Origin of the sequence: Streptomyces decoyicus, assembly GCF_019880305.1 — a bacterium.
Classification (GTDB): Bacteria; Actinomycetota; Actinomycetes; order Streptomycetales; family Streptomycetaceae; genus Streptomyces; species Streptomyces decoyicus.
This window is the reverse complement of the sequence record NZ_CP082301.1, coordinates 7410102-7431241: the sequence shown is the minus strand read 5'-3', so window position 1 is coordinate 7431241 and position 21140 is coordinate 7410102. Positions and strand designations below refer to the sequence as shown.

Annotated in this window: 20 protein-coding genes; 11 read left to right on the top strand and 9 right to left on the bottom strand. The window is 68.3% G+C overall.

What is annotated here, in order from left to right; all coding sequences use genetic code 11:
* Positions 1-34: 34 nt before the first annotated feature.
* Genes K7C20_RS32360 through K7C20_RS32350 form a run of 3 tightly spaced genes read right to left on the bottom strand, consistent with a single transcriptional unit; the run spans position 35 to position 3776 of the window.
* Positions 35-2176, bottom strand: coding sequence for a xanthine dehydrogenase family protein molybdopterin-binding subunit (locus tag K7C20_RS32360; RefSeq protein ID WP_053209160.1), 2142 nt, complete (start codon positions 2174-2176; stop codon positions 35-37).
* On the bottom strand, positions 2173-3165 hold the full coding sequence (locus tag K7C20_RS32355) for an FAD binding domain-containing protein (RefSeq protein WP_053209159.1): 993 nt from the start codon (positions 3163-3165) through the stop codon (positions 2173-2175). The genes K7C20_RS32360 and K7C20_RS32355 overlap by 4 nt, the downstream gene beginning before the upstream one ends.
* Positions 3162-3776, bottom strand: coding sequence for a (2Fe-2S)-binding protein (locus K7C20_RS32350; protein WP_030077636.1), 615 nt, complete (start codon positions 3774-3776; stop codon positions 3162-3164). Before K7C20_RS32350 ends, K7C20_RS32355 begins: the two co-directional genes overlap by 4 nt.
* Before the next feature lie 366 nt (positions 3777-4142).
* On the opposite strand from K7C20_RS32350, the gene K7C20_RS32345 reads away from it, so the two are divergent.
* The 6 genes from K7C20_RS32345 to K7C20_RS32320 all read left to right on the top strand — a co-directional run bounded on the left by K7C20_RS32345 (position 4143) and on the right by K7C20_RS32320 (position 9405).
* Positions 4143-4721, top strand: a complete 579-nt coding sequence (locus K7C20_RS32345) for a TetR/AcrR family transcriptional regulator (RefSeq protein WP_030077639.1) — start codon at positions 4143-4145, stop codon at positions 4719-4721.
* A 105-nt stretch (positions 4722-4826) separates the two neighbouring features.
* A complete protein-coding gene (locus K7C20_RS32340; RefSeq protein ID WP_063753869.1) occupies positions 4827-5444 on the top strand; it encodes a class I SAM-dependent methyltransferase in 618 nt (205 codons plus the stop codon).
* 213 nt (positions 5445-5657) lie between these two features.
* Positions 5658-5861, top strand: a complete 204-nt coding sequence (locus tag K7C20_RS32335) for an SCO3870 family protein (protein WP_030077643.1) — start codon at positions 5658-5660, stop codon at positions 5859-5861.
* A 255-nt stretch (positions 5862-6116) separates the two neighbouring features.
* On the top strand, positions 6117-8174 hold the full coding sequence (locus tag K7C20_RS32330) for a phosphocholine-specific phospholipase C (protein WP_030077645.1): 2058 nt from the start codon (positions 6117-6119) through the stop codon (positions 8172-8174).
* Between the two features lie 315 nt (positions 8175-8489).
* A complete protein-coding gene (locus tag K7C20_RS32325) occupies positions 8490-9164 on the top strand; it encodes a TNT domain-containing protein (protein WP_053209158.1) in 675 nt (224 codons plus the stop codon).
* A 7-nt stretch (positions 9165-9171) separates the two neighbouring features.
* Entirely contained in the window at positions 9172-9405 is a 234-nt protein-coding gene (locus K7C20_RS32320) for a hypothetical protein (protein ID WP_030077648.1), read from the top strand.
* A gap of 180 nt (positions 9406-9585) precedes the next feature.
* Here K7C20_RS32320 and K7C20_RS32315 read toward each other — a convergent pair whose 3' ends face one another.
* Together K7C20_RS32315 and K7C20_RS32310 are read right to left on the bottom strand one after the other, a co-directional pair.
* Positions 9586-10092 carry an RICIN domain-containing protein gene (locus K7C20_RS32315; RefSeq protein ID WP_053209157.1) on the bottom strand — a complete coding sequence of 169 codons (507 nt, stop codon included), beginning with the start codon at positions 10090-10092 and terminating at the stop codon, positions 9586-9588.
* A 47-nt stretch (positions 10093-10139) separates the two neighbouring features.
* Positions 10140-10757 carry a hypothetical protein gene (locus K7C20_RS32310; protein WP_048828946.1) on the bottom strand — a complete coding sequence of 206 codons (618 nt, stop codon included), beginning with the start codon at positions 10755-10757 and terminating at the stop codon, positions 10140-10142.
* Positions 10758-10819: 62 nt separating this feature from the next.
* Between K7C20_RS32310 and K7C20_RS32305 the strand changes: the two genes are divergently transcribed.
* The 4 genes from K7C20_RS32305 to rph all read left to right on the top strand — a co-directional run bounded on the left by K7C20_RS32305 (position 10820) and on the right by rph (position 16577).
* Complete coding sequence (locus tag K7C20_RS32305; protein WP_245171116.1) at positions 10820-11176, top strand: cold-shock protein; 357 nt, start codon at positions 10820-10822, stop codon at positions 11174-11176.
* A gap of 605 nt (positions 11177-11781) precedes the next feature.
* Positions 11782-12477 (top strand): hypothetical protein, encoded by a 696-nt coding sequence (locus K7C20_RS32300; protein ID WP_030077653.1) that lies wholly within the window; start codon positions 11782-11784, stop codon positions 12475-12477.
* Between the two features lie 107 nt (positions 12478-12584).
* Complete coding sequence (locus K7C20_RS39110; protein WP_030077655.1) at positions 12585-13043, top strand: hypothetical protein; 459 nt, start codon at positions 12585-12587, stop codon at positions 13041-13043.
* Between the two features lie 897 nt (positions 13044-13940).
* Entirely contained in the window at positions 13941-16577 is a 2637-nt protein-coding gene (gene rph, locus K7C20_RS32290) for a rifamycin-inactivating phosphotransferase (RefSeq protein WP_053209156.1), read from the top strand.
* Positions 16578-17035: 458 nt separating this feature from the next.
* On the opposite strand, the gene K7C20_RS32285 is transcribed toward rph, so the two are convergent.
* Together K7C20_RS32285 and K7C20_RS32280 are read right to left on the bottom strand one after the other, a co-directional pair.
* Complete coding sequence (locus tag K7C20_RS32285; protein ID WP_053209155.1) at positions 17036-17518, bottom strand: DedA family protein; 483 nt, start codon at positions 17516-17518, stop codon at positions 17036-17038.
* Between the two features lie 390 nt (positions 17519-17908).
* Positions 17909-18058, bottom strand: a complete 150-nt coding sequence (locus K7C20_RS32280) for a hypothetical protein (protein WP_160328709.1) — start codon at positions 18056-18058, stop codon at positions 17909-17911.
* A gap of 616 nt (positions 18059-18674) precedes the next feature.
* Here K7C20_RS32280 and K7C20_RS39535 point away from each other — a divergent pair.
* On the top strand, positions 18675-19034 hold the full coding sequence (locus K7C20_RS39535; RefSeq protein ID WP_053209154.1) for a DUF6234 family protein: 360 nt from the start codon (positions 18675-18677) through the stop codon (positions 19032-19034).
* Between the two features lie 155 nt (positions 19035-19189).
* Here the strand turns inward: K7C20_RS39535 and K7C20_RS32265 are convergent, their stop codons facing one another.
* Both K7C20_RS32265 and K7C20_RS32260 read right to left on the bottom strand, forming a co-directional pair.
* The gene (locus K7C20_RS32265; protein ID WP_030077663.1) at positions 19190-19438 is read right to left on the bottom strand and encodes a hypothetical protein; all 249 of its coding nucleotides are present in this window, start codon (positions 19436-19438) and stop codon (positions 19190-19192) included.
* Positions 19435-20049 (bottom strand): ParA family protein, encoded by a 615-nt coding sequence (locus K7C20_RS32260; protein WP_078953151.1) that lies wholly within the window; start codon positions 20047-20049, stop codon positions 19435-19437. The genes K7C20_RS32265 and K7C20_RS32260 overlap by 4 nt, the downstream gene beginning before the upstream one ends.
* Positions 20050-21140 lie beyond the last annotated feature (1091 nt).

The following is a 21140-nucleotide window of genomic DNA, read 5'->3' as shown; positions in this document are numbered from 1 at the left end:
CGGACGGCGTGGGGCCCCGGGCGTCCGGGCGGGCTCAGCCGGTCCCGCCCTCCCCCCTTCCCGCCAGCAGCACACGGTCCGGGCGGATCGGCAGGTCCCGGTGGCGTACTCCGGTCGCGTGCCAGACCGCGTTGGCGATGGCCGCCGCGGCTCCCACGATCCCGATCTCGCCGATGCCCTTGATCCCGACCGGGTCGTCCGGGTCCGGATCGTCCACCCAGTCCGCCTCGATGAGCGGTACGTCGGCGTTCGAAGCGAAGTGGTAGCCCGCAAGGTCGGCGCCGACATGGCTGCCCGAAGCCTGGTCCCTGACCGCTTCCTCGTGCAGCGCCATGGAAAGGCCCCAGATCATGCCGCCGATGAGCTGGCTGCGTGCGGTCAGCGGGTTGATGATCCGGCCCGCGGCGAAGATGCCGAGCATCCGCCGTACCCGGACCTCGCCGCTGGTCACATCCACCGCGACCTCGGCGAACTGCGCCCCGAAGGAGTGCCGTTCCTTGTTCGCCAGCGCGCCGATGGCCGCGCCGGTGTCCGAGCGCGCCGTGATCCCCTGCGGCGGGATGTCACCGCCCAGGGCCAGTTGCTCCCGCAGCTCGCTCACCGCGGCCGTGACCGCCCAGCCCCAGGAGCGGGTGCCCATCGAGCCGCCGGCGATCATCGCCGGGCCGAAGTCACTGTCCGCGATCTTCATCCGGATACGCGCCGGTTCCACCTCCAGCGCCTCCGCGGCGATCAGCGTCAGCGCCGTCCGCGCGCCGGTCCCCACGTCTGCCGCGGTGATCCGTACGGTGAACGTGCCGTCCGCCTCCGCCGTCACGGCAGCCGTGGACGGAACGGCCCTGGAAGGGAACGAGGCCGCGGCCGTCCCGGTCCCGAGCAGCCAGCGCCCCTCACGGCGTATGCCGGGCCGCGGGTCGCGGTCCGCCCAGCCGAACCTGCGGGCGCCCTCCTGGAAGCAGGCGAGCACATTGCGGCTGCCGAACGGCAGACCGGAGACCGGTCCCGCAGCCGGTTCGTTGCGTGCGCGCAGGGCGATCGGGTCCAGGCCGCTCTTCTCGGCGAGCTCGTCGAGCGCGGACTCCAGCGCGAACGAGCCGGGCGCCTCGCCCGGTGCGCGCATGAAGGTCGGGGTGGGCACGTCGAGCTTCACGAGGCGGTTCACGGTGTGATGCGCGTCGGCGTCGTACATCACGCGCCCCGGGTCGGCGCTGCGCTCGACGAATTCGTGCACCGTCGAGGTGAGGCTCTGCGCCTGGTGGTCGAAGGCACGCAGCCGCCCGTCGGCGTCGGCGCCGAGCCGGACCCGCTGCGCCGTCGGGCTCCGGTAGCCGACCAGCGAGAAGGTCTGACGGCGCGTCAGGACGACCCGGACCGGGCGGTGGAGGACGGTTGCGGCCATCACGGCACAGACCTGGTGGGGCCGGACCCCCTTGGCCCCGAAGGCGCCGCCGACATGCTCCGAGCGCACGCGTACCGAGGACGGATCGAGGGAGAACAGCTTCGCGAGCTCCTCCGCCACCCACATACTGCCCTGATTGGAGTCGACGACCTCGAGGCGTCCGCCGTCCCAGTGAGCCGTCGCCGCATGCGGCTCCATCGCACTGTGATGCTCTTCAGGTGTGGTGTACTCCGCGTCCACGACGACCGCGGACGCGGCGAGTTCGGCCTGAAGGTCACCCTTCGCCGTCTCCGCCTCCGAGCCGAGGAAACTCTCCGGTGTGTACGTACCGGGACGTCCGGCGAAGAACGCCACGTCGTGCGGCTCCTGGTCGTACCGGACCACCAGCGCTTCGGCGGCCTCCCTGGCCTGTTCGGACGTTTCGGCGACGACCAGCGCCACCGGCCAGCCCGCCGAGGGCACACGATCGTGCTGGAAGACCTGGAGTGTCGGGTCGGGCCGCCCCAACATGCCTGTGTAGTCCCCGTCGACGCGGGGCGCGTTGCCGTGGTGCAGGACGGTGAGGACGCCGGGCATGGCCAGGACGGGGTCGGCCTCCACGGCGCGGATCCGGCCGCGGGCGATGGTGGACAACACCAGCCAGCCGTAGGCGAGGCCGGCGAAGGGGATCTCCCCCGCGTACCGTGCCGTTCCGGTGACCTTTTCCCGGCCTTCTATACGGGTGTGGGCGGTACCGATGGCCCTCGTCACCGCGCTGGTTCCGGTCGTCGTGGTCATCGGGCGGCCTCCTCGGTGAGTTCGGTCAGCATGGCCACGACGAGGTTGCGCATCAGCGTCACCTTGTATCCGTTGTGGGGCAGCGTCTCGGCGGCTGCCAGCTCGGCGTCCGCGGCGGCGGCGAACGCGGCGGCGTCCGCCGGCCCCCCGGTCAGCACCCGCTCGGCCTCCCGGGCCCGCCACGGCCGGGACGCGACCGCGCCGAAGGCGAGGCGCACGTCGCGTACGACGCCGTCCCGGACATCGAGGGCCGCGGCGATCGAGCCGATCGCGAAGGCGTACGACGCTCGCTCGCGCACCTTCCGGTAGCGGGAGTGCGCGGCGACCGGAGCGGGCGGCAGGGTGAGGCCGGTGATCAGCGCGCCGGGCGGCAGCGCGGTCTCCAGGTGCGGGGTGTCGCCCACGGGCAGATAGAACTCCGCAAGCGGCAACTCCCCCGGACCGTCGGTGGTTTCGTACCGGACGACGGCGTCGAAGGCGGCGAGCGCCACCCCCATGTCGGACGGGTGGACGGCCACACAGTGCGCGGAGGCGCCGAGGATCGCATGGTTGTGGTGTTCGCCCTCGATGGCGGGACAACCGCTGCCGGGGACACGCTTGTTGCACGGCTTGGTGGAGTCGGTGAAATAGCCACAGCGGGTGCGCTGGAGGAGATTCCCGCCGACCGTGGCCATATTGCGCAGCTGCCCCGAGGCGCCGGACAGCACCGCCTGCGCCAACGCCGGGTAATGGCGCCGGACTTCGGGATGGGCGGCGAGCTCGCTGTTGGTGACGGTCGCGCCGATGCGCAGACCGCCGTCGTCCACGGCCTCGATCCGGCCGAGGGGAAGTTCACGTACGTCGATGAGCTGCGCGGGTCGTTCCACCCCGGCCTTCATCAGGTCGACGAGGTTGGTGCCGCCACCGAGACAGCGCGCATCGGGATCGGCGCCGAGCAGGGCGACCGCGCCGGGGACGTCGAACACACGCTGATAGCCGAATTCCCTCATACCGTCATCTCCGCGTCTTCCGTGCCGGCAGTGCCATCGGGGCCGCCGAGCCGGCCCGAAGGTGTGGGAGGAGACTGTGCCGCCTCGGCCTCCGCCGCCCGCGCGACCGCCTGCACGATCGACACATAGGCGCCGCAGCGGCACAGGTTGCCGCTCATCCGCTCCCGGATCTCGTCGGCGGTGAGCCGCGGCACTCCCGCTTCGGGCCGTATGTCGGCGGTTGCGGCACTCGGCCAGCCCGCCGCGTGCTCCTCGATCACCGCGATGGCCGAGCAGATCTGCCCCGGCGTGCAGTAGCCGCATTGATAGCCGTCGAGGTCGAGAAACGCCTGCTGCACCGGATGCAGCTCTTCCCCCTGCGCCACGCCCTCGATGGTGGTGATCACGCGCCCCTCGGCGGCCACCGCCAGCTGAAGGCATGAGACGGCCCGGCGGCCGTCGAGCAGCACCGTGCAAGCGCCGCACTGACCGTGGTCACAGCCCTTTTTGGTACCTGTCAGATCGAGCCGGTCACGCAGTGCGTCGAGGAGCGTGGTGCGGTGGTCGACGGGCAGCGTGTGCTTCTCTCCATTGATGTTCAGGGTGATGGCGCTGGACGTCGATAGGGCCATGATCAGCCTTCTTTCGCGTATGTGAGGCGCGGCGGGCGTCGGGGCGCGGGCCCTGATGCCGACGTGGTCGACCCGGAGGTCGAGCTGTCCTGTCAGGCGGGGGGCGGGAGCGTCGGACGAGACGATCCCGGAGACAGTGCGGAAGACGGTTTCGGGAGGAGACGGCGGGGTGCGTAGCGGCGTCGGCTCAGGCGTCAACGGCGTGCGTACTGGGCGAGGAGCAGGTCATGGGGGTCACCGGTCATCCCCACCGGCCGCATCTGCCGCTATGGTGGGCCTAAGCGGACAACTGTCCATTACGTGTGAACCTACCGGACAGCTGTCCGGTTAGCAAGGCCGTCATCGCAATTCCCGGAAGGAGGACGAGTGCAGGAGAAGAAGGACGCGCCGCTGCGCTCGGACGCGCAACGGAATCGCGAGCGCATCCTGGAAGTGGCGCTGGCGGAGCTGACACAGTCGGCCGACGCCCCGCTGAGCGCGATCGCAAGGAAGGCATGCGTCGGGCAGGGGACCTTCTACCGCCACTTCCCCAACCGCGAGTCACTGGTCCTGGAGGTCTACCGCTACGAGGTCCAGCAGGTCGCCGACACCGCCGCCCAGCTGCTGGAGACCCGCGCTCCCGACCAGGCCCTGCGGGAGTGGATGGACCGCCTCGCCCAGTACGCCATGGCCAAGGCCGGCCTGGCCGACGCGATGCGCAGGGCGACCAGCAAGCAGAACGCCCTGGCCGGCCTGGGGCACGGCCCCGTCACCTCGGCCGTCACCCTCCTGCTGACGGCGAACGAGGAAGCCGGCACCATCCGCGCAGGGGTGGCCCCCGACGACTTCTTGCTCGCCATCGCCGGCCTCTGGCAGATCGATCCCCACGGTGACTGGCAGTCGCGCGCCGGACGCCTCCTGGACCTCGTCATGGACGGGCTGCGCGCCGGCGCCCCCGGGGCGTGAGCGCCGCGACGCTCCGGGCCGAGGATTCGATCATGCGGGGGACGCCCCGGAGTCGTCGGTGGGCCCGTTCACGGTGTGCGCCGGATCAAGCAGCATCCTGCCGGTATGGACACATATCTGCGTTCGTGGACCGGGCACCGGCCCATCACCTCGCCGTTCGCGCGCCCGAGCGGCACGCGCGGGCGCCTCGCCGGACGGTTCATGCGGTGGACCAACAAACAGGACGATGTGCTCGACACCCTGGACGTCCAGCCGGGAGACCGGATCCTGGAGGTGGGGTACGGCCCCGGTGAGCTGGTGCGGCTGCTGGTCGCCCGGACCGGGGCCACCGTCATCCGGGGAGTGGACCCCTCGCCCGAGATGCGCCATGCCGCCGCCAGGGCCAACCGCGGTGCGGTCCGCACCGGCCGGGTCGCGCTGGACATCGGAACGGCGGACCACACCGGCCTCGCCGATCAGAGCATGGACCGTGTCGTGTCGGTCAACAACGTGGGCCTCTGGCCCGACCTGGAAGCCGGGCTACGCGAGCTGCACCGCGTCGTACGCCCCGGAGGCACGGCGGTGATCGCATGGCACGGCGGTGTGGCCCCGGGGCCCATCACGCGGCGGCTGCGTCTCCCCGACGACAAGCTCGACCGCATCGAGAGCGCCCTGCGCAAGCTCTTCACCGACGTGGCCCGTCGCGACGCGCGGAGCCTCGTCATCTACAAGGCCGTGCGGTGACCGCGGCCATGGCAGTCCCTTCCCCCTCGGCCGGACCCGGTGACTGCGGTTGCCGGCATCCCGTTGAGCGTGCTCAACGCCGGCAAGCTCCGGGCGGCCGTCGTCTGCTGTCACGACGCCCCACCTCCCCCGCGGCCAAGTCTGAGCACAACGTCATGAGTTCGCCTTTAGACTCGAAGATCACCGTGCCGGCTCACAGTTCAAGGAGATGGAATGACACAGCCTCCCTTCGCAACCCTGTCCACCGCGCTTGCGGCGCTAGGAATAGCCCTGGGCGTCTTCGCGGTCCAGTTGCGCGCAGACGGTTACGAGCAGTACGTCGAGTCCGTGGCCACCGCCAGTGTCGTGATGTTGATTACCGCGAGCCTGACGGTTGTGACATGGGTCCGCCACCGCCGCCAGCTGAACTCGGACTGAGTTGCACACACGCCGACGGGCGCCGGGGCATCAGCTCCGGCGCCCGTTGCATGCGGTGATCGCGCTCGCACCACCAGGAGTTCCGCCCGTTCGCCTGCCCGTTTGCTGACGAGGGGACCAGGGCCCGCCGGGTTGCTCCCGCAGGCAAATCGCATCCACTCCTTCACTGGTCCTCCTCACCATTTGACGCCTCTCGGCAGGGCCGGTCTACGGTGACCGACCCTCTATCCCCCCATGTTTCAGAGGTACAGCTCCATGCCTGAATTCAACCGCCGACGCTTCCTCCAGGTAGCAGGCGGCACCGCCGGCGTCGCGGCGTTGTCCGGCAGCATCATGCGGGCCGCCGGCATCCCCGCCGCGGGCCGGTCGGGAACGATCGACGATGTCGAGCACATTGTTGTGCTGATGCAGGAGAACCGTTCCTTTGACCACTACTTCGGCACGCTCAAGGGCGTCCGGGGGTTCGGTGACCCGCGGCCGTTGACGCTGGAGAGCGGCAAGTCGGTATGGCATCAGTCCGGCGGCGGGCAGGAAGTCCTGCCCTACCACCCGGACGCCGACGACCTCGGTATGCAATTCATCGCCGGGCTGGACCACGACTGGGAGACCGGTCACCAGGCGTGGAACAAGGGCAAGTACGACGACTGGATATCCGCCAAGACCTCCGGGGCGATGGCTCACCTGACCAGGGACGACATACCGTTCCATTACGCCCTGGCCGACGCGTTCACCGTCTGCGACTCGTACCACTGCTCTTTCATGGGCGCGACCGACCCCAACCGCTATTACCTCTACACCGGACACGCTGGCAATGACGGAAAGGGCGGCGGCCCGGTCCTCGGGAACGAAGAGGCCGGATACGACTGGACCACCTATCCGGAGCGGCTGGAGAAGGCGGGTGTGTCATGGAAGATCTACCAGGACACCGGCGACGGGCTGACCAAGGACGGGCTCTGGGGCGCGCTGGAGGACGCTTACCGTGGCAACTACGCGGACAACTCGCTGATGTTCTTCAACACGTTCCGCAACGCCGAGCCCGGTGATCCCCTCTACGAAAGGGCGTGCAACGGAACGAATCTCAAAAAGGGCGGCCGTCTTCTTGATGACCTTCGAGCGGACGTCAAGGACGGGAAGCTGCCGAAGATATCCTGGATCGCCGCTCCGGAAGCGTTCTGCGAACACCCCAACTGGCCCGCCAATTACGGTGCTTGGTACATCTCCCAGGTCCTTGATGCGCTGACGGCCAACCCCGAGGTATGGAGCAGGACCGCCCTGTTCGTCACCTATGACGAGAACGACGGCTACTTCGACCACGTACCCCCGCCCTACCCGCCGGCCGACTCCTCCTGGGGAGCGTCCACCGTCGACGCCGAGCCCGACCTCTTCCCCGGCGACAGCAGCTACAGCGCCGGCCCCTACGGCCTGGGCATGCGCGTCCCCACGGTCGTGGTCTCCCCGTGGTCCACCGGCGGCTACGTCTGCTCCGAGGTCTTCGACCACACGTCCATCATCCGGTTCATGGAACGCCGCTTCGGCGTCCACGAACCGCACATCTCGCCCTGGCGACGCGCCATCTGCGGCGATCTCACCTCCGCCTTCGACTTCAGCCTCAAACACACCGAGCATGCGACGCTGCCCAGCACCGACGCCTATGAGCCCCCCGACAAGGAACGGCACAGCAGCTACACCCACACACCACCGGCCAACCCCGCCCTGCCCAAACAGGAAAAGGGCACCAAGCCCACCCGGCCCCTCCCCTACACCCCCCTCGTCACGGCGGCCGTCCAACCCTCCAGCGGGAACATCACACTCGCCTTCACCCCGGGCGACGACACCGGAGCCTGCTTCCTCGTCACCTCCGGAAACCGCCAGGACGGACCCTGGACGTACACCGCCGAGGCCGGAAAAAAGATCTCCGACACCTGGAGCACCGGCCCCTCCGACGGCCGGTACGACCTGACCGTGCACGGCCCGAACGGCTACCTGCGCACCTACGCAGGCTCCACCTCGACCGCGGCCCCGGAAGTCACCGGCCACCACGACAAGAACAGTGGCCGCATCAAACTCACCCTCACCAATCCCGGCAAAACCGCCTGCCACCTCACCGTCACCAACGCCTACGGGGGCAGGAGCAGCAACCTCACCATCGAGGCCGGCGGTCGACAGACGCGCTGGGTCGATCTGCGGCACAGCAAGCGTTGGTACGACCTGCGCATCCGGTCCGGCAACGACAGCACCTACCTGCGCAGGCTGGCCGGACATGTCGAGACGGGCGAGCCCGGCACCAGCGACCCCGCACTCCGCACCGCCTGACCTGCCGCCACCGCCAAGCCAGGGCCCGCCGCACCGGGCGGGCCCGTGCCACACGCACGCAGCACTCACCCCGACTGCCGGAACCCCCGCCCACGCCCCCGCTCTTCCCCATGGGTGCCGCCGGTGATCAGGGGCGCCGATACCGCCCGCCATACACCGCCGGCCTGATCACGTCCGCACATTTCACCCGTTCCGGCATTCAGCAGCGCGCACCGTAGCCGCTCGATTACCTTGCGTAGGCAACCGCCTGAACAGGCAATCACCGATCATGCACAGCGTGAAGCGCGAGGAGACCCCTGAGTGAAGCGAACCCGTATGATCCGCACGGTACTTGCCGCCCTCGGCATCGCCGTGGCCACGGCAACAGCCCCCACGGCAGCTGCCGCCCCACAGCCTCAGGACCGGACCCGCCCGACCGCCGCCCCCGGGCCCGCACCCTGCACCGGGGAGTACCACGGCGAGGCCCGGTTGGGCCCCCAGCGGCTGCCGAAGAAGTGGCAGGCACCCGTGGGCCCGCTCCTGAACGGGTGGAAGCGGACCGGGGCGCTGACGCCTTCGGCCTTCCTGAAGAAGTACTGGCAGGGGCCCACGGACAGCGGCAGCTGGAAGTACCCGCCCAACGACGGGTTCGCCGAGGTCAACGGCGAGATCGACAAGGAACCCACGAAGATCCGCGCGGGCCGGCGACTCGACCGCTTCGGCTCCGAATACGGCTCCTATCTGGCACCGGCCGGTGACCGGTACGCCGAGCGGGCGCTGCCCCCACAGAACCTCAACACGCGTGATGCGGCGGCGCCGTGCGACTACCACGTCTACAAGGTCACCAAGCCGTTCTGGGTGTGGGAGGGCAGCATTGCCCCCTGGTTCGAGCAACCGGGCGGCGGCGAACAGATCAAGCTCGACCCGACGTTCCTCACCCCGGGCGAAGGGCAGCGGCTCAATGTGAAGTGGCTGCTGGAGCACGGCTATCTCGCCTCCGTCCAGCCCTGACACGGCCGTGGAGCGCCACGAACTGCGCGCCGCACTGATCGCGGCGGGGGTGGCCGACGGCTACTACCGCATCGAAGGCGTCCACGAGCCCGGCCCCACGCCCCCCGATTTCCTGTACCTGCGCAGAGCATGGAACGGGGCGTGGGAGACCGGGTCCTACGAACGTGGCACCTACCAGCCCCTCTCACACCATCCCAGCGAAGAGGCGGCGTGCGCCCATCTGCTGCGGCTGCTGACCTGACCGCGACGGGGACTGGGGCGCCCACCTGCCACCGCCACCCTGACCGCCGCCCGCCGCCGCACCCCCACCCTTCCCCCCTGGCGCGTCCCCCTCACCGACGGGAGCAGCCCGCCGGCATCCGAGCCGGAAACGGCATAGGGCCCGCCACGCTTCCACGTGACGGGCCCCTTTCATATGCGCTCAGCGGCGGGCGAACTTCTGCCGGCCCGCAGCGCCGTTACTCGCCGGCGCCATCGACAGTGGCGACCGTGACCCCGCGCTCTTCGTCGTGGTGATCACCTTGCCCGACGCCCGGTTGTAGAACCGGCCCCCCGACCACTTCCACTGCATCGAGGAGTACTTGTGCCGGCACTCGCTGCGCGTGCCCTGCTTGACCTTCGCGCCCGTCGCATGACCGGCCGCAAAGAGGCACATCCCCGAGCGCTTGTTCCATACCGTGTACCAGCCCTTGGCGGCCTTCTTGAACGTGAACACCTGCGTGGGAAGCCCGTTCTCGCACCCGCGCAGCGTCATCGTTGCCGCTTCACTCTGCGAGCCGCCCATCGACCAGCACTTCGCGCTCTGCCCGTGGGTCCTGGCGAGCTGGATGTTGCCGTGGCTGCCCGCGGCCGACGCCGGAGAAACCGCCGACCCCACCATCGCCACCGAAACCCCCGCCAGCACCGCGGACTTCATCAACGTGCGCATTCTCTTCCCCCTTCGTGCGGGAGAGCTCCCACAACGGACCGCCCAGGTCACTTGTTGAGGACGACCTTGCTGGTGACCGTCGGGTCACCGATCGAGGCCCGCGCCTTCTTGCCCGGGTTGATGGCGTACTTGAAGTAGTAGCCCACCGTGGCCTTGCCGGTCTTGTGGCCGACCTGCACAGGGAACACGCAGGTCCCCGACAGTCCGTAGACCTTCTTCGCCTTGTGCGGGTGCGCCTTGCTTCCCACCTTGGAGTGCCATACGTAGCCCACCGGGATCGATGCGTGGGAGTCGTGGTACTTCCCCTTCAGCCCCTTGGCCACGCACTTCATCGGGCCGCGGGCGATGGATATCAGCTTCTTGTTCGTGATCTTCCACGACCAGGGCATCGGGTAGTACTTGGGGTACTTGCCCTTCAGCTTGACCTGGGCGTGCAGGATGCCGGCCTTCCGCTTCGCCTTGGGTGTCACGTAACCCTGGTGCTTGGGGGTGAACACGGTGGTCTTCTGGGCCTGCACGTTCGCCGGGGCGGCCTCGGCCGCACCCAGACCTCCCATGGCCACCATGACCACCACGCCGGACGCGACGGCGGTGCGGCCCAGACGGTTCATCTGCCGGGGAGCAGCGGTCTGCTTGCCGGGCGGGCGTAGCGTCGTGATCTGCAAGGTATCTCCATTCCGGGTAACGGAAAGGCGAGTTGACGCTCTTTCCGGGCTGTGCTGACAATGTGTGGTCTTGCAAGAGTCAGAAATGTTTTGGGGGAGTCATCACTAGTCATCCGGTTCACGGAACCGTCCAGTCGTGGGACAACGAGGAGGGATGGGGCGTCCTGGTCTCACCCGACATTCAGGGCGAGATCTGGGCCCACTTCTCCGCCGTATACGCGAAGCCAGGCGCGTTCACCTCCCTGGACCCCGGAGAGAGCGTCCTGTTCACCTGGGAGGAATTTCCGCAGGACGACTACTCCTACAGGGCAGTTCACGTACGCCGCCCCAGCGACCCGGAGACCGACTGGGAACCCGAGCAGGACGACGAAGACGCGGCCGACCTGCAAGACATCTGCATCGAACTCGACCCGGAGTGACAACAACAGCCCCCCTCAAACCTTCCGACCCCCGACAACGAACATAGGGGTGAGGAGGCCGAGTTAGGTAGATCCCTAAAGGTCACTGCCCCAAGGGGAGGGCAGCCGGGGGCCGCCCGCACTCCGCTGGAATCGGACCGCAGGCGGCCCCGGACCTATGCGGCGTGAGGCTTCCGGGCGCCCGGCGGACGGGGCCACCTCCCGGCGCACATTCACGCGATTTGAGCCTTTACTCCCGTACGCTCCGCGATCCCCAAGTCCCGTGAAGGCGACCGACTTCCCATACCTGCGCCTACAAGGAGAAGAACTTCCTTTTCCCGGGCCGTGAGCCTCTTCAGCTTCCACAACCCCTGCAGCGGAATTCCCCGAGCGCAGACAGGCGCAGACATCACTCCCCTCATCGGCCCGTTTGGTCATATCGGGCCCTTTCTGATCCTCGCCCACCCCACCCAAAAGCCGCCCCACCCCAAAAGCACCCCAAAGGACACTGCCCCTTCGGGAGGTGTCCCGCCGGGCGCTGCCTCAAGAGACAATTCCCGTCAACACGCAGGCTTCGTAAGGTCATTGGTGATCACACATTCCAACGCCCTTACCAGGAGTCCCACATGCTCACTCGCACCCCGGGCCGCATCGCCACCGGCGCCATCGCGACCCTCGCCGGCATCGCCGTCCTGTCCCCGATGGCCCACGCCGACAGCCACACCTCCGCGGCCCCCAAGAAGCCCTCCGAGCTCACCGTCCAGAGCTACACCAAGTACCTCAAGAAGCAGCACACCAGCCACGCCCGCACCACGCTGGTCAAGTTCAGCAAGCTCAACAAGAAGCAGAAGGCCGTCTTCCTCAAGGACCTCCAGGACCGCAAGGTCTACAAGGCCCTCCAGGGCAAGGTGAACGTCCGCTTCAACAAGCCGGTGACCACCACCGACAAGTACAACAAGGAAGTCACCTTCGTCACCCGGACGAACACCTCCATCGCCAAGGACAAGGCGGGCACCGCCACCGTCCGTTTCACCGTCACCGAGAAGATCTTCAACATCCCGGTGACCGCCGAGACGATCTCCCTCAAGTTCGGCACCGCCCCCAAGGCATCCAAGCGCGCCACGGCCACCGCCGGCGTCAAGAACGTCAACGCGGCCATCGCCATCGACAACAAGCGCGTCAACGTCAAGGGCAGCTTCGCCCAGACCATCTGGACCGCCACCCCGCAGGTGAAGTCCTTCGGCAAGAAGGCCGTCTACAAGACCGAGAAGGTCTTCGCCAACAAGTCCCGCGTGCGCGCCGGCCTCACCAACAACGGCTGACCACGTTACCCCTGACCTGTGCCAGGGGAGCGCAACAGCGAGGGCCCAGGGCACCCTCCCGCCCTGGGCCTCACCCCTTGGCCGAACACACCCCGAAGGAGCCCCACGTGAAGACCCGCGCCGCCCTGACCACTCTCGCCGCCGCCGGGATCCTCGCCGCCCCCACCGCAGCCGCCCACGCCGCCCCCGCAACTCCGCCCCAAGGCTGCCCCAAGGGATCCATCCAGTACGTCAAGGACAACGGGCCCGCAGGGAAGCTCCCCTACACCAAATCCATCGACCTGTGCGCCGGCAAGAAGACCAACAAGCTCTACACCGCCGACGGCGACTGGTACACCAAGAAGGCCACCGCGGGGCCCGTCTACATGAAGCTCATCATCGACAAGCCCAAGGCCAAGCCCTACGCCTACAACGGCAAGAAGTGGATCAAGGCCAAGAAGGTCGCCGGAACCGCCCACGTCTACCGGGGCGAATGGAAGATGAAGAAGGCCCTGGGACTCCCCAGCCACACCCGCGTCCACATCCAGATCAAGGGACACGGCAACACCCCTACGATCACCCTGTAGCGCGATCACCTGATCGTGGGCGGATAACCCCCAGCTTCAGCTGGGGGTTATCCCATCTCGTTACCGCCCTGCCGAGTAACCGAGCCGAGGGGGATCTCGCAGGGGTATCGGGGAGGGTGGGCGATCCCCTGCATCTTCGCGATTGCCTTCCGCTCATCTTCGCGATTGCCTCCGCTCGGCCGCGAGCCGTTTGTACATCTGGCGGATCCAGCGCACAAGGTAGGCGTTGGTGCGCATCACGAAGGGGATCAAGAAAGCTCAGCCGTACAGCTATGGCGACCGTCAAGCGTCCGTTGGGCGAGCTTGGCCCGGCACTCGCGTGGCGCGACGAGCTCCGGGAGTTGGCGGCGCGCGCGACGGCGTTCGGGCCTTGCCGACAAGGGAAAGAACTTCTGGGTTCCGCGGCTGCATCCGTAGGCCGATGGGACATCGGCCTGGGCCAACGACGCGTACCCGTACGCGGCCCCCACCGCTTCGCGAGAAGCTTGTCAGTTCCAGCGGACGGCAAAAGGCAAAGGCAGAGAGTTATCTCTCCCTGCCACTCCTAACGTATAGCGCACTGGGGGGCTTGCGGCAAGACCCGGGTGATGGCGCAAAATCGTCGGCCGAGGCCACAACCTGCGGAAATGGGGGGCATGACGTGCGTGTGTTGTCGACGTACGGGGGACGCGGTGACGTCGGACCAGTGGGGGGACTGACAGTGCGGTCGCGAGCGCTCGGGGCGGTGGTGCGGGGGTGCGCGCCGCCCGACCGGGCGGAGCGGTCGGCCGACTCGTCAGAGGGAGGGCGGCCGGCGTCGAGGACGTGCCTGACAAGAGGCTCGACAGAGCTGGAGGCGTCGGTGAGCCGATCGGTCGGCGCAGTGCAACGGAACACGACTGCCTCGGAGGTAGCGGGATGATCGAGCAGTACGTGTGGGATCTTCAAGAGGTTGACGAGACGCAGGTCGCGGTCGTCGGCGGCAAGGGCGCGCACCTGGGCGGGCTGTCGCGGATCGAAGGCATCCGCGTGCCGGGGGGCTTTTGTGTGACGACGGACGCCTTCCGGCGGATCATGGCGGAAGCGCCGTCGATCGACGATCGGCTCGATGAGTTGTCGCGCGTGAACCCGGACGACCGGGAGGCGATCCGCACGCTCAGCGCGCAGATCCGCCGGACCATCGAAGGGATCGCCATCCCGGGCGATCTCGCGGCGGCGATCACCCGCGCGCTCGCCGGGCTCGGCGAGCAAGCCGCCTACGCCGTCCGGTCCAGCGCGACGGCAGAGGACCTGCCGACGGCCTCCTTCGCCGGCCAGCAGGACACGTACCTGAACGTCGTGGGGCCGGCGGCGATCCTCCAGCACATCAGCCGGTGCTGGGCCTCGCTGTTCACCGAGCGGGCCGTGACCTACCGCCAGCGGAACGGCATCGACCACCGTACGGTCCGGATGGCCGTGGTCGTGCAGCAGATGGTCTTCCCGCAAGCGGCCGGCATCCTGTTCACGGCCGACCCCGTCACGGGCAACCGGAAGGTCGCCACCGTGGATGCCGGCTTCGGCCTCGGCGAGGCTCTGGTCTCCGGCCTGGTGAACCCGGACGTCTTCAAGGTGCGAGACGGCGAAATCGTCGCCAGGACGATCGCCGCCAAACAGTGTGCCGTGCACGCCCTGCCGGCCGGCGGTACCCAGGAAGTGGCGATCGACGCGCAGCGGCAGGAGCAGCCTGCGCTGACGGATGCGCAGGTCGTGCAGCTCGTACAGCTCGGGCGGCGGATCGAAGCGCACTTCGGCCGCCCGCAGGACATCGAATGGTGTCTGGCAGACGACGGCGTTGGCTTCCAGATCGTTCAGAGCCGCCCGATCACGACGCTGTTCCCCATCCCCATCCCCGAGACCGGCGACCAGGAGAATCACGTCTACGTCTCCGTCGGTCATCAGCAGATGATGACCGACCCCATGAAGCCGCTGGGATTCTCCATGTGGCAGCTGACGGCCATGGTGCCGATGCACGAGGCCGGCGGGAGGCTGTTCGTCGACGTCGCCCGGCGCCTGGCCTCGCCCGCGAGCCGCGCCGCCCTGCTGGACGTCATGGGGAGAGGCGATCCGCTGATCAGGGACGCTCTGGAGACCGTCCTCGGCCGTGACGATTTCGTCCCGTCGCTCCCGGACGCGGGTCCCGGCGGGCCGCCGGCCGGTGGTGCGTCCGCCCCCATCGAGACCGATCCGGCCATCGTCACCGAGCTGATCGAGCGCAGTCAGGTGTCCATCGCCGCCCTGGAGCGCGACATCCGGACGAAGACCGGACCGGCGCTGTTCGACTTCCTGCTGGAGGCCTTCGAGGAGCACAAGCGAGTCCTCAGTGATCCGCTGAGCATGCAGGCGATCATGGCGGGGATGGAGGCCACGTGGTGGCTCAACGACAAGCTGCAGGAGTGGCTGGGCGAGAAGAACGCGGCTGACACGCTCACGCTGTCCGCCCCCGACAACGTCACGTCGGAGATGGGACTGGCGCTGCTCGACGTCGCGGACGTGATCCGCCCGCTGTCGGAGGTGGTGACGTTCCTGCGGGCCGTCGAGGACGTCGGGTACGTCGGGTACGTCGAAAACACGGCCTTCCTGGACGAGCTGGCGAAGCTCCCGGGCGGGACCGAAGCGCGCGACGCCATCGAGACCTATCTCGACCGGTACGGCATGCGCTGCGTCGGCGAGATCGACATCACGAGACCACGTTGGCGCGAGCGCCCCACCACGCTCGTGCCCGTGATCCTCGACAACGTCAGGAACTTCGAGCCGGGCGCCGCCGAGCGGCGCTTCGAGCAAGGGCGGCAGAAGGCGCAGAAGAAGGAACAGGAGGTGCTGTCACGCTTGCGGGCCCTGCCGGACGGGGACCGGAAAGCCGACGAGGCCAAGCGGATGATCGACCGGGTCAGAACCTTCATCGGGTACCGGGAGTACCCGAAGTACGGCATCGTCAGCCGCTACTTCGTCTACAAGCAGGCCCTGCTGGAGGAGGCCGAGCGCCTCGTGCAGGCAGGCGTGCTTCCTGAGAAGGAGGACGTCTTCTACCTCACGTTCCAGGAGTTCCATGACGCCGTGCGCTCGAACCAGGTGGATGGCCGGCTCATCCAGCGGCGCAAGGAGGCGTTCCGGTCGTACCACGCGCTCACACCGCCCCGGGTGCTCACGTCCGAGGGCGAGGCCGTCACCGGGGCGTACCGGCGCGACGACGTGCCGGCCGGCGCCCTGGTCGGCCTGCCGGTTTCCGCCGGGACCATCGAGGGAAGGGCCCGCGTCATCCTTGACATGGCGGAGGCCGATCTCGAAGCGGGCGACATCCTGGTCACGCCCTTCACGGACCCCAGCTGGTCGCCGCTGTTCGTCGGAATCGCGGGCCTGGTGACGGAGGTGGGCGGCCTGATGACCCATGGCGCAGTGATCGCCCGGGAGTACGGCTTGCCGGCCATCGTGGGCGTGGAGCAGGCCACCCGGCTGATCCGGGACGGGCAGAGGATCCGCGTGCACGGAACCGACGGGTACGTCGAGATCCTGCCTTGACCGACCCCACTCCGCGTACGCGAAAGCGGAGAGCCTGAGTACCACGGTTCCCCCGCCGGCCGCTGTGCACCGCCTTGGCCCGCGCGCACCACAGAAGCCCCGCCGGAGCATTCCGGCGGGGCTTCGTCAGACAGATCAGCCAAGCCCGACTTGCCCGCACCCACCCTTCCGTCACGCCCTTCAGCGCTCTGACACTCAATGCGTGAGGACTCACCCTTCCAGCGATCGGCATGGGGACCACCGGGTCGTCGTCAAGGACCGGCCAGCATTTCTGCCCAGACGGCGGCACTACGGGAATCGCTCGCACAGCAACTCCTGCCACGGGTCGCACAACGCGCATGAGCGGGTAAGCGTCCCCGCGCTGGTGCTCGGCAATGGGCGAGGTCGTCGACTCAGGGCCGCTGGACACCACGGGTGGAGAGCTTTGACTGGCGTGCAGTCGATATGAGGGCGGCCTTTCAGGATTCGTCGGCCACAGGGTTGCTGCTGGTCGAGGCAGCTCTTCTACGCCGGTACACCATCACGCCGCTCATCGCGAGGAGGAGCACGGTGACCGCGCCCACACCGATCACCGTCTGCTCGGCAAACAGCCTTGCCAGCAGTTCCAGCGCGCCGATCCCGACCGTCGCGTATGCCAGCGCCCAGCCCGCTCCGCCCACGAACAGTGCGGGGAGGTAGCGCGACAGCGGCATGTGCATACTCCCCGCGAGGAAGTTGGCAGCGGTCTGGAATCCGATGGTCAGGAAGGAGGCGGCCACCACCGGTGCGCCCCACCGCTGAATCGCCCGCTCGGCGCGTCGGAACTTGGGCGTGGAGATCCGCTCCGCGAGCCTGCCACGCCTGGCACCGGCCCCGGCGAGCCAGCCGACGGCGAAGGTCCCTCCGGCACGCAGCAGGACGATGGCGTAGAGACCGGCAGCTGTGAGCGCGACCTTATCCACGACGGCTCGCCCGCCAAGCCGGGCCCTCGCCGTGGAGTACTTCTCCTGTCACCCGATGTCGCGATTCCCGCCCCAGCGGGCTCGCAAAGGGCACGAGGCTGGTCTCATACCTCACCTGCATCTGCTGGTCCGTCCCTGCATGCGTGTCGAAGCGGCACTGGTTCCCCAGCACGACGCAGAACGTTCCTGCGTCCAGGGGCCTTGCGGGTACGGCCTCTTGTCAGGACCACCCGGCACACCCAGATTAAGCGAACATGCGTACCCCGGGTACATGGCCGTCCTACGGCCGATGCGACGGGCACTCCCGCTTCGCCGAGAGCAGTCGCCGCCCAAGGGCATGCGGCGGGGCCTTCCACAGAAGTCCGCCTCTGGGGTGGTCGCGCGGAGGTATCAGCGCATGGCGTTGCCGGGAAGAGATGGGAGCCGGCCGCTGATGGCGTCGATGTGGTCGAGGGCGAGTACGGGAGCGAGCGGCCGGTCGAACTCTCGGGGCTCGGGCCAGAGCTTGGTGGCGGTGCTGGTGGGATCGAGTTGTGTCACCGGTTCCGTGTGCAGATCGTGTGAGTCGGCCTCGGCGACAAAGAGCGCGGGGTGTTGATCACGATGGTGGTCACGAGGTGGGTGCGGTGGGCTTCCGGGACCGTGTAGGGGTCACCGTCCACTCGCCCTCTGACCATGGCGGTCTTTGCCGCCCACGTTCCAGCACCGTCGCATCCATCTCGCCTACATGCCTGCGCCGGGCTTGTTGCGGCCGACATCCACGCCGACCCGGGCCCGGTGCGGAGACGGCGGGGACGGCGCCGGACGACAGCGGAACCGGCGCCGTCGACGAGCCGGGCGGCGGGCTCTCCGACCTCCAGCGGCGCATGGCTGGCGCCCTCTCCGGGCTGCTCGGGCGGGTGGGGTAAGCGCGCGGCCACCCCCAGGACGATCTTGGTCAGCCCAGGAAGCTCAGTCGGATCTGACGGTTGACATTGTCGACGTTGGTGTCCGCGAAACTCCGTTAAGGCACAGTGGATCTCGTTCTGAGACGATCACTTGAAGAGGTCCCCCCTCACCTGCCGCTCCACCGGACCAGAGTTGAGTGCGGGTACTCATGCGCATCGTCATCAGCCGGGGCACCCTGCACCCATGACCGACCCCCGGGCGGGTGCGGATGCTGCTGATCGCCGTACTCATCCTGGCAGTTCTCGCAGCAATCTTCCGTGCCCGCTGGACGGTGATCACACACTTGCTGGTGGCCCTCCCACATCACCGAGCAGTCCGCTGCACTGTCGAATTGGCGAGACACGGCCAGGCCACGCTCGCCGCTGCCACTCCGTCGGAGGGGCTGACTCCCGCCGGGCGGCCGGGTGATCCGGAAGAGGTCGCCGAGGAGGCGATCGACTGGCTACTGTCGCCCGCCGCGTCCTACGTCAACGGGGCCGTCCTCACCGTCGACGGCGGGGTGACCACGGTCGGCGTCGGCCGTGCCGCCTTCGACCACCGGATCGAGGCGCGCACCCCACGCCTGTAGCGGACTACCGGACAGGCCCGCTCCACAGGCTCCATGCCGGAGCCAGGACCCCCTGGCGGGGCCAGGGCCCCAGAAAGAGGCTGAGCCTGGCCGACGCCCCCGAGGCAGCCGGGCTCGTCGTCGGGAGATGTAACTGAGGGGCGGGGCCAGCCAGCCTAGCCTCCGGGCCGAGACACCATGCCGACGGTGGCGGCCAGGGTACGCAGGACGGTCGTGCCGGCGGCCACTACCGAGGAGACCGGCCATGCCACCCATCGCGTCAGATCGCCTCGCAGGTCGGGATCCACCTCGACGGTCACCCGGAGGTATCTGCTCTGTAGCGTGGTGACTTTGGTGGACCGGGGTGCGGCAACGTCCTGTCCGCGCTGCAATGCCGCGCGGTAGCTTTCCTTGCGCTGACTCATGCCTCATCCTGACGCTTGATCAGTTCCTCCGCGAAGTCCATGTACGCCGACCCCTTGGCCTGGACCGGGTTCCCGAATGACTGGGCGTACAGGTCGAGCCGCGCGATCTGGGTGTCCAGCACCTCGAAACCCCGCTCGGTAAGTGCCTCACGAGCATCGGCATCGGGCCCGGTGCGCGTGGCATCCGGACGGTTGGTGCGATTGAGCAAGACCGCCGTGCGGGCCGGCTCGGCACGCAGGGACTGCACGTCCGCCATCTCTCCGAGGATGGGTGCCATCCGGTCCAGTTCGATGGGGGCGGGGGTCACGGGCACGATCCACTCGCCGGCGTACCTCATGATGCTGCGGGTAATGCGGGGATGGTCCTCCAGCTGGGGCGCATCGAGCACGACGGCCTGCCGGTTGCCGAGGAAGTCGTTCACGCGCCGGTGGACATCCCCCACCGGCAGGGCGATCACCGGAAACGGAAAGCCACCGGCCAGCTCGCTCCAGCGCAGCGCGGAAGAGGCTGGGTCACCGTCGACCAGCAGCGGCGACAGCCCCGACTCATGAAGCGCGTGGGCCAGCCACACAGCACTCGTCGTCTTTCCGACGCCGGGCTTGAGGTTCACAAACGCACAGCTCAATGGCACAAGAACGGACAATAGCGGGCACAATCGTCCAGTTTCGGTCGGTACGAGGGCGTGGCGTCGTGGTTCACCCGCAAGCAGTGAGAAACAGCGGACGACCGTGGTGGTCGCAGCCGTCCGTAGGCACCGCTGGTTGCTCTTTCTTGCCCCCTCGCCGGATCGCTTACGGCCCCCACCCACCCGCACCGACTATTCCGCTCGGCCCCGCCACAGCCGGCCCACGAGCCTGGGGACCAGCGCGAAGGGTGGACGGCGCGGCCTCGGCCACCTGTTCGCGATCCTCGGTCGGCTCACCGAGAAGACGGTGACCCCGCATGGACAGGCTGTGCTACGCCGAATGCCAGCGCTTCCGCGCGGTCGCATGCGCCGCCGCACCGAGAATGTGTTCACCTGATGGGCGCTCGCGGGGGGGGCGAAGGAACGCAGCGCCGTCCTCCTGACTCGCCGCTCGTGACGCGTCACCCGCAGCGGGTGAATCGGCTTCTTGCGCCGCTTTGCAGGCGGCCCACGTGCTCTGCCACAGAGCGCGGGGGCGGCCGGCCGGCCCCGGCGAAGGCGTGTGCCGCATCCATCGCGTCGCGATCTCGGTCAACCACGCCCGCAAGCCGTTCCCTCAGCGAACCGCGGTCGCGCCGGCGTGGCTCGCGGGTGATGCATTGACCGGCTGAGACCGCCCTCATCACCAGAACATGTTTTGACTTCGCCCAGAACCCTCACGGTCAACGCTCGCTAGCCGAGGAAGCTCAACCGCACCTGACGGTTGACATTGTCGACGTTGGTGTCCGCCAACCTCCGTTAAGGCAACCCGCACGATACTCGGTGACACCTGTCGGATCCGAGGCGCCTCACGTGCACCTCAAGTACAAGGAGACCGCCCGGGGCGGGCTGGCGATGAACATCATCGAGTGCTGAGGTTGTGGGCCCTGAACAGCGCGTTCGTACCTTTCAGAGCTGTCAGGGCCTTCCCTGCTTACCCGGCGGAAAGTCCCTGGGATCTCCCCGGGACAGACGTGAAAGTCCCTGCAGAGTCCCCGGGATGCCCCCGGCCGGCGAGGGCCTCAAGGGAAGCCATC

Coding starts and splice junctions, on each gene's coding strand:
- K7C20_RS32360 (WP_053209160.1), bottom strand. CDS start 2,176: ATGACCACGACGACCGGAACCAGCGCGGTGACGAGGGCCATCGGTACC.
- K7C20_RS32355 (WP_053209159.1), bottom strand. CDS start 3,165: ATGAGGGAATTCGGCTATCAGCGTGTGTTCGACGTCCCCGGCGCGGTC.
- K7C20_RS32350 (WP_030077636.1), bottom strand. CDS start 3,776: ATGGCCCTATCGACGTCCAGCGCCATCACCCTGAACATCAATGGAGAG.
- K7C20_RS32340 (WP_063753869.1), top strand. CDS start 4,827: ATGGACACATATCTGCGTTCGTGGACCGGGCACCGGCCCATCACCTCG.
- K7C20_RS32335 (WP_030077643.1), top strand. CDS start 5,658: ATGACACAGCCTCCCTTCGCAACCCTGTCCACCGCGCTTGCGGCGCTA.
- K7C20_RS32330 (WP_030077645.1), top strand. CDS start 6,117: ATGCCTGAATTCAACCGCCGACGCTTCCTCCAGGTAGCAGGCGGCACC.
- K7C20_RS32325 (WP_053209158.1), top strand. CDS start 8,490: ATGATCCGCACGGTACTTGCCGCCCTCGGCATCGCCGTGGCCACGGCA.
- K7C20_RS32315 (WP_053209157.1), bottom strand. CDS start 10,092: ATGCGCACGTTGATGAAGTCCGCGGTGCTGGCGGGGGTTTCGGTGGCG.
- K7C20_RS32300 (WP_030077653.1), top strand. CDS start 11,782: ATGCTCACTCGCACCCCGGGCCGCATCGCCACCGGCGCCATCGCGACC.
- rph (WP_053209156.1), top strand. CDS start 13,941: ATGATCGAGCAGTACGTGTGGGATCTTCAAGAGGTTGACGAGACGCAG.
- K7C20_RS39535 (WP_053209154.1), top strand. CDS start 18,675: ATGCTGCTGATCGCCGTACTCATCCTGGCAGTTCTCGCAGCAATCTTC.
- K7C20_RS32265 (WP_030077663.1), bottom strand. CDS start 19,438: ATGAGTCAGCGCAAGGAAAGCTACCGCGCGGCATTGCAGCGCGGACAG.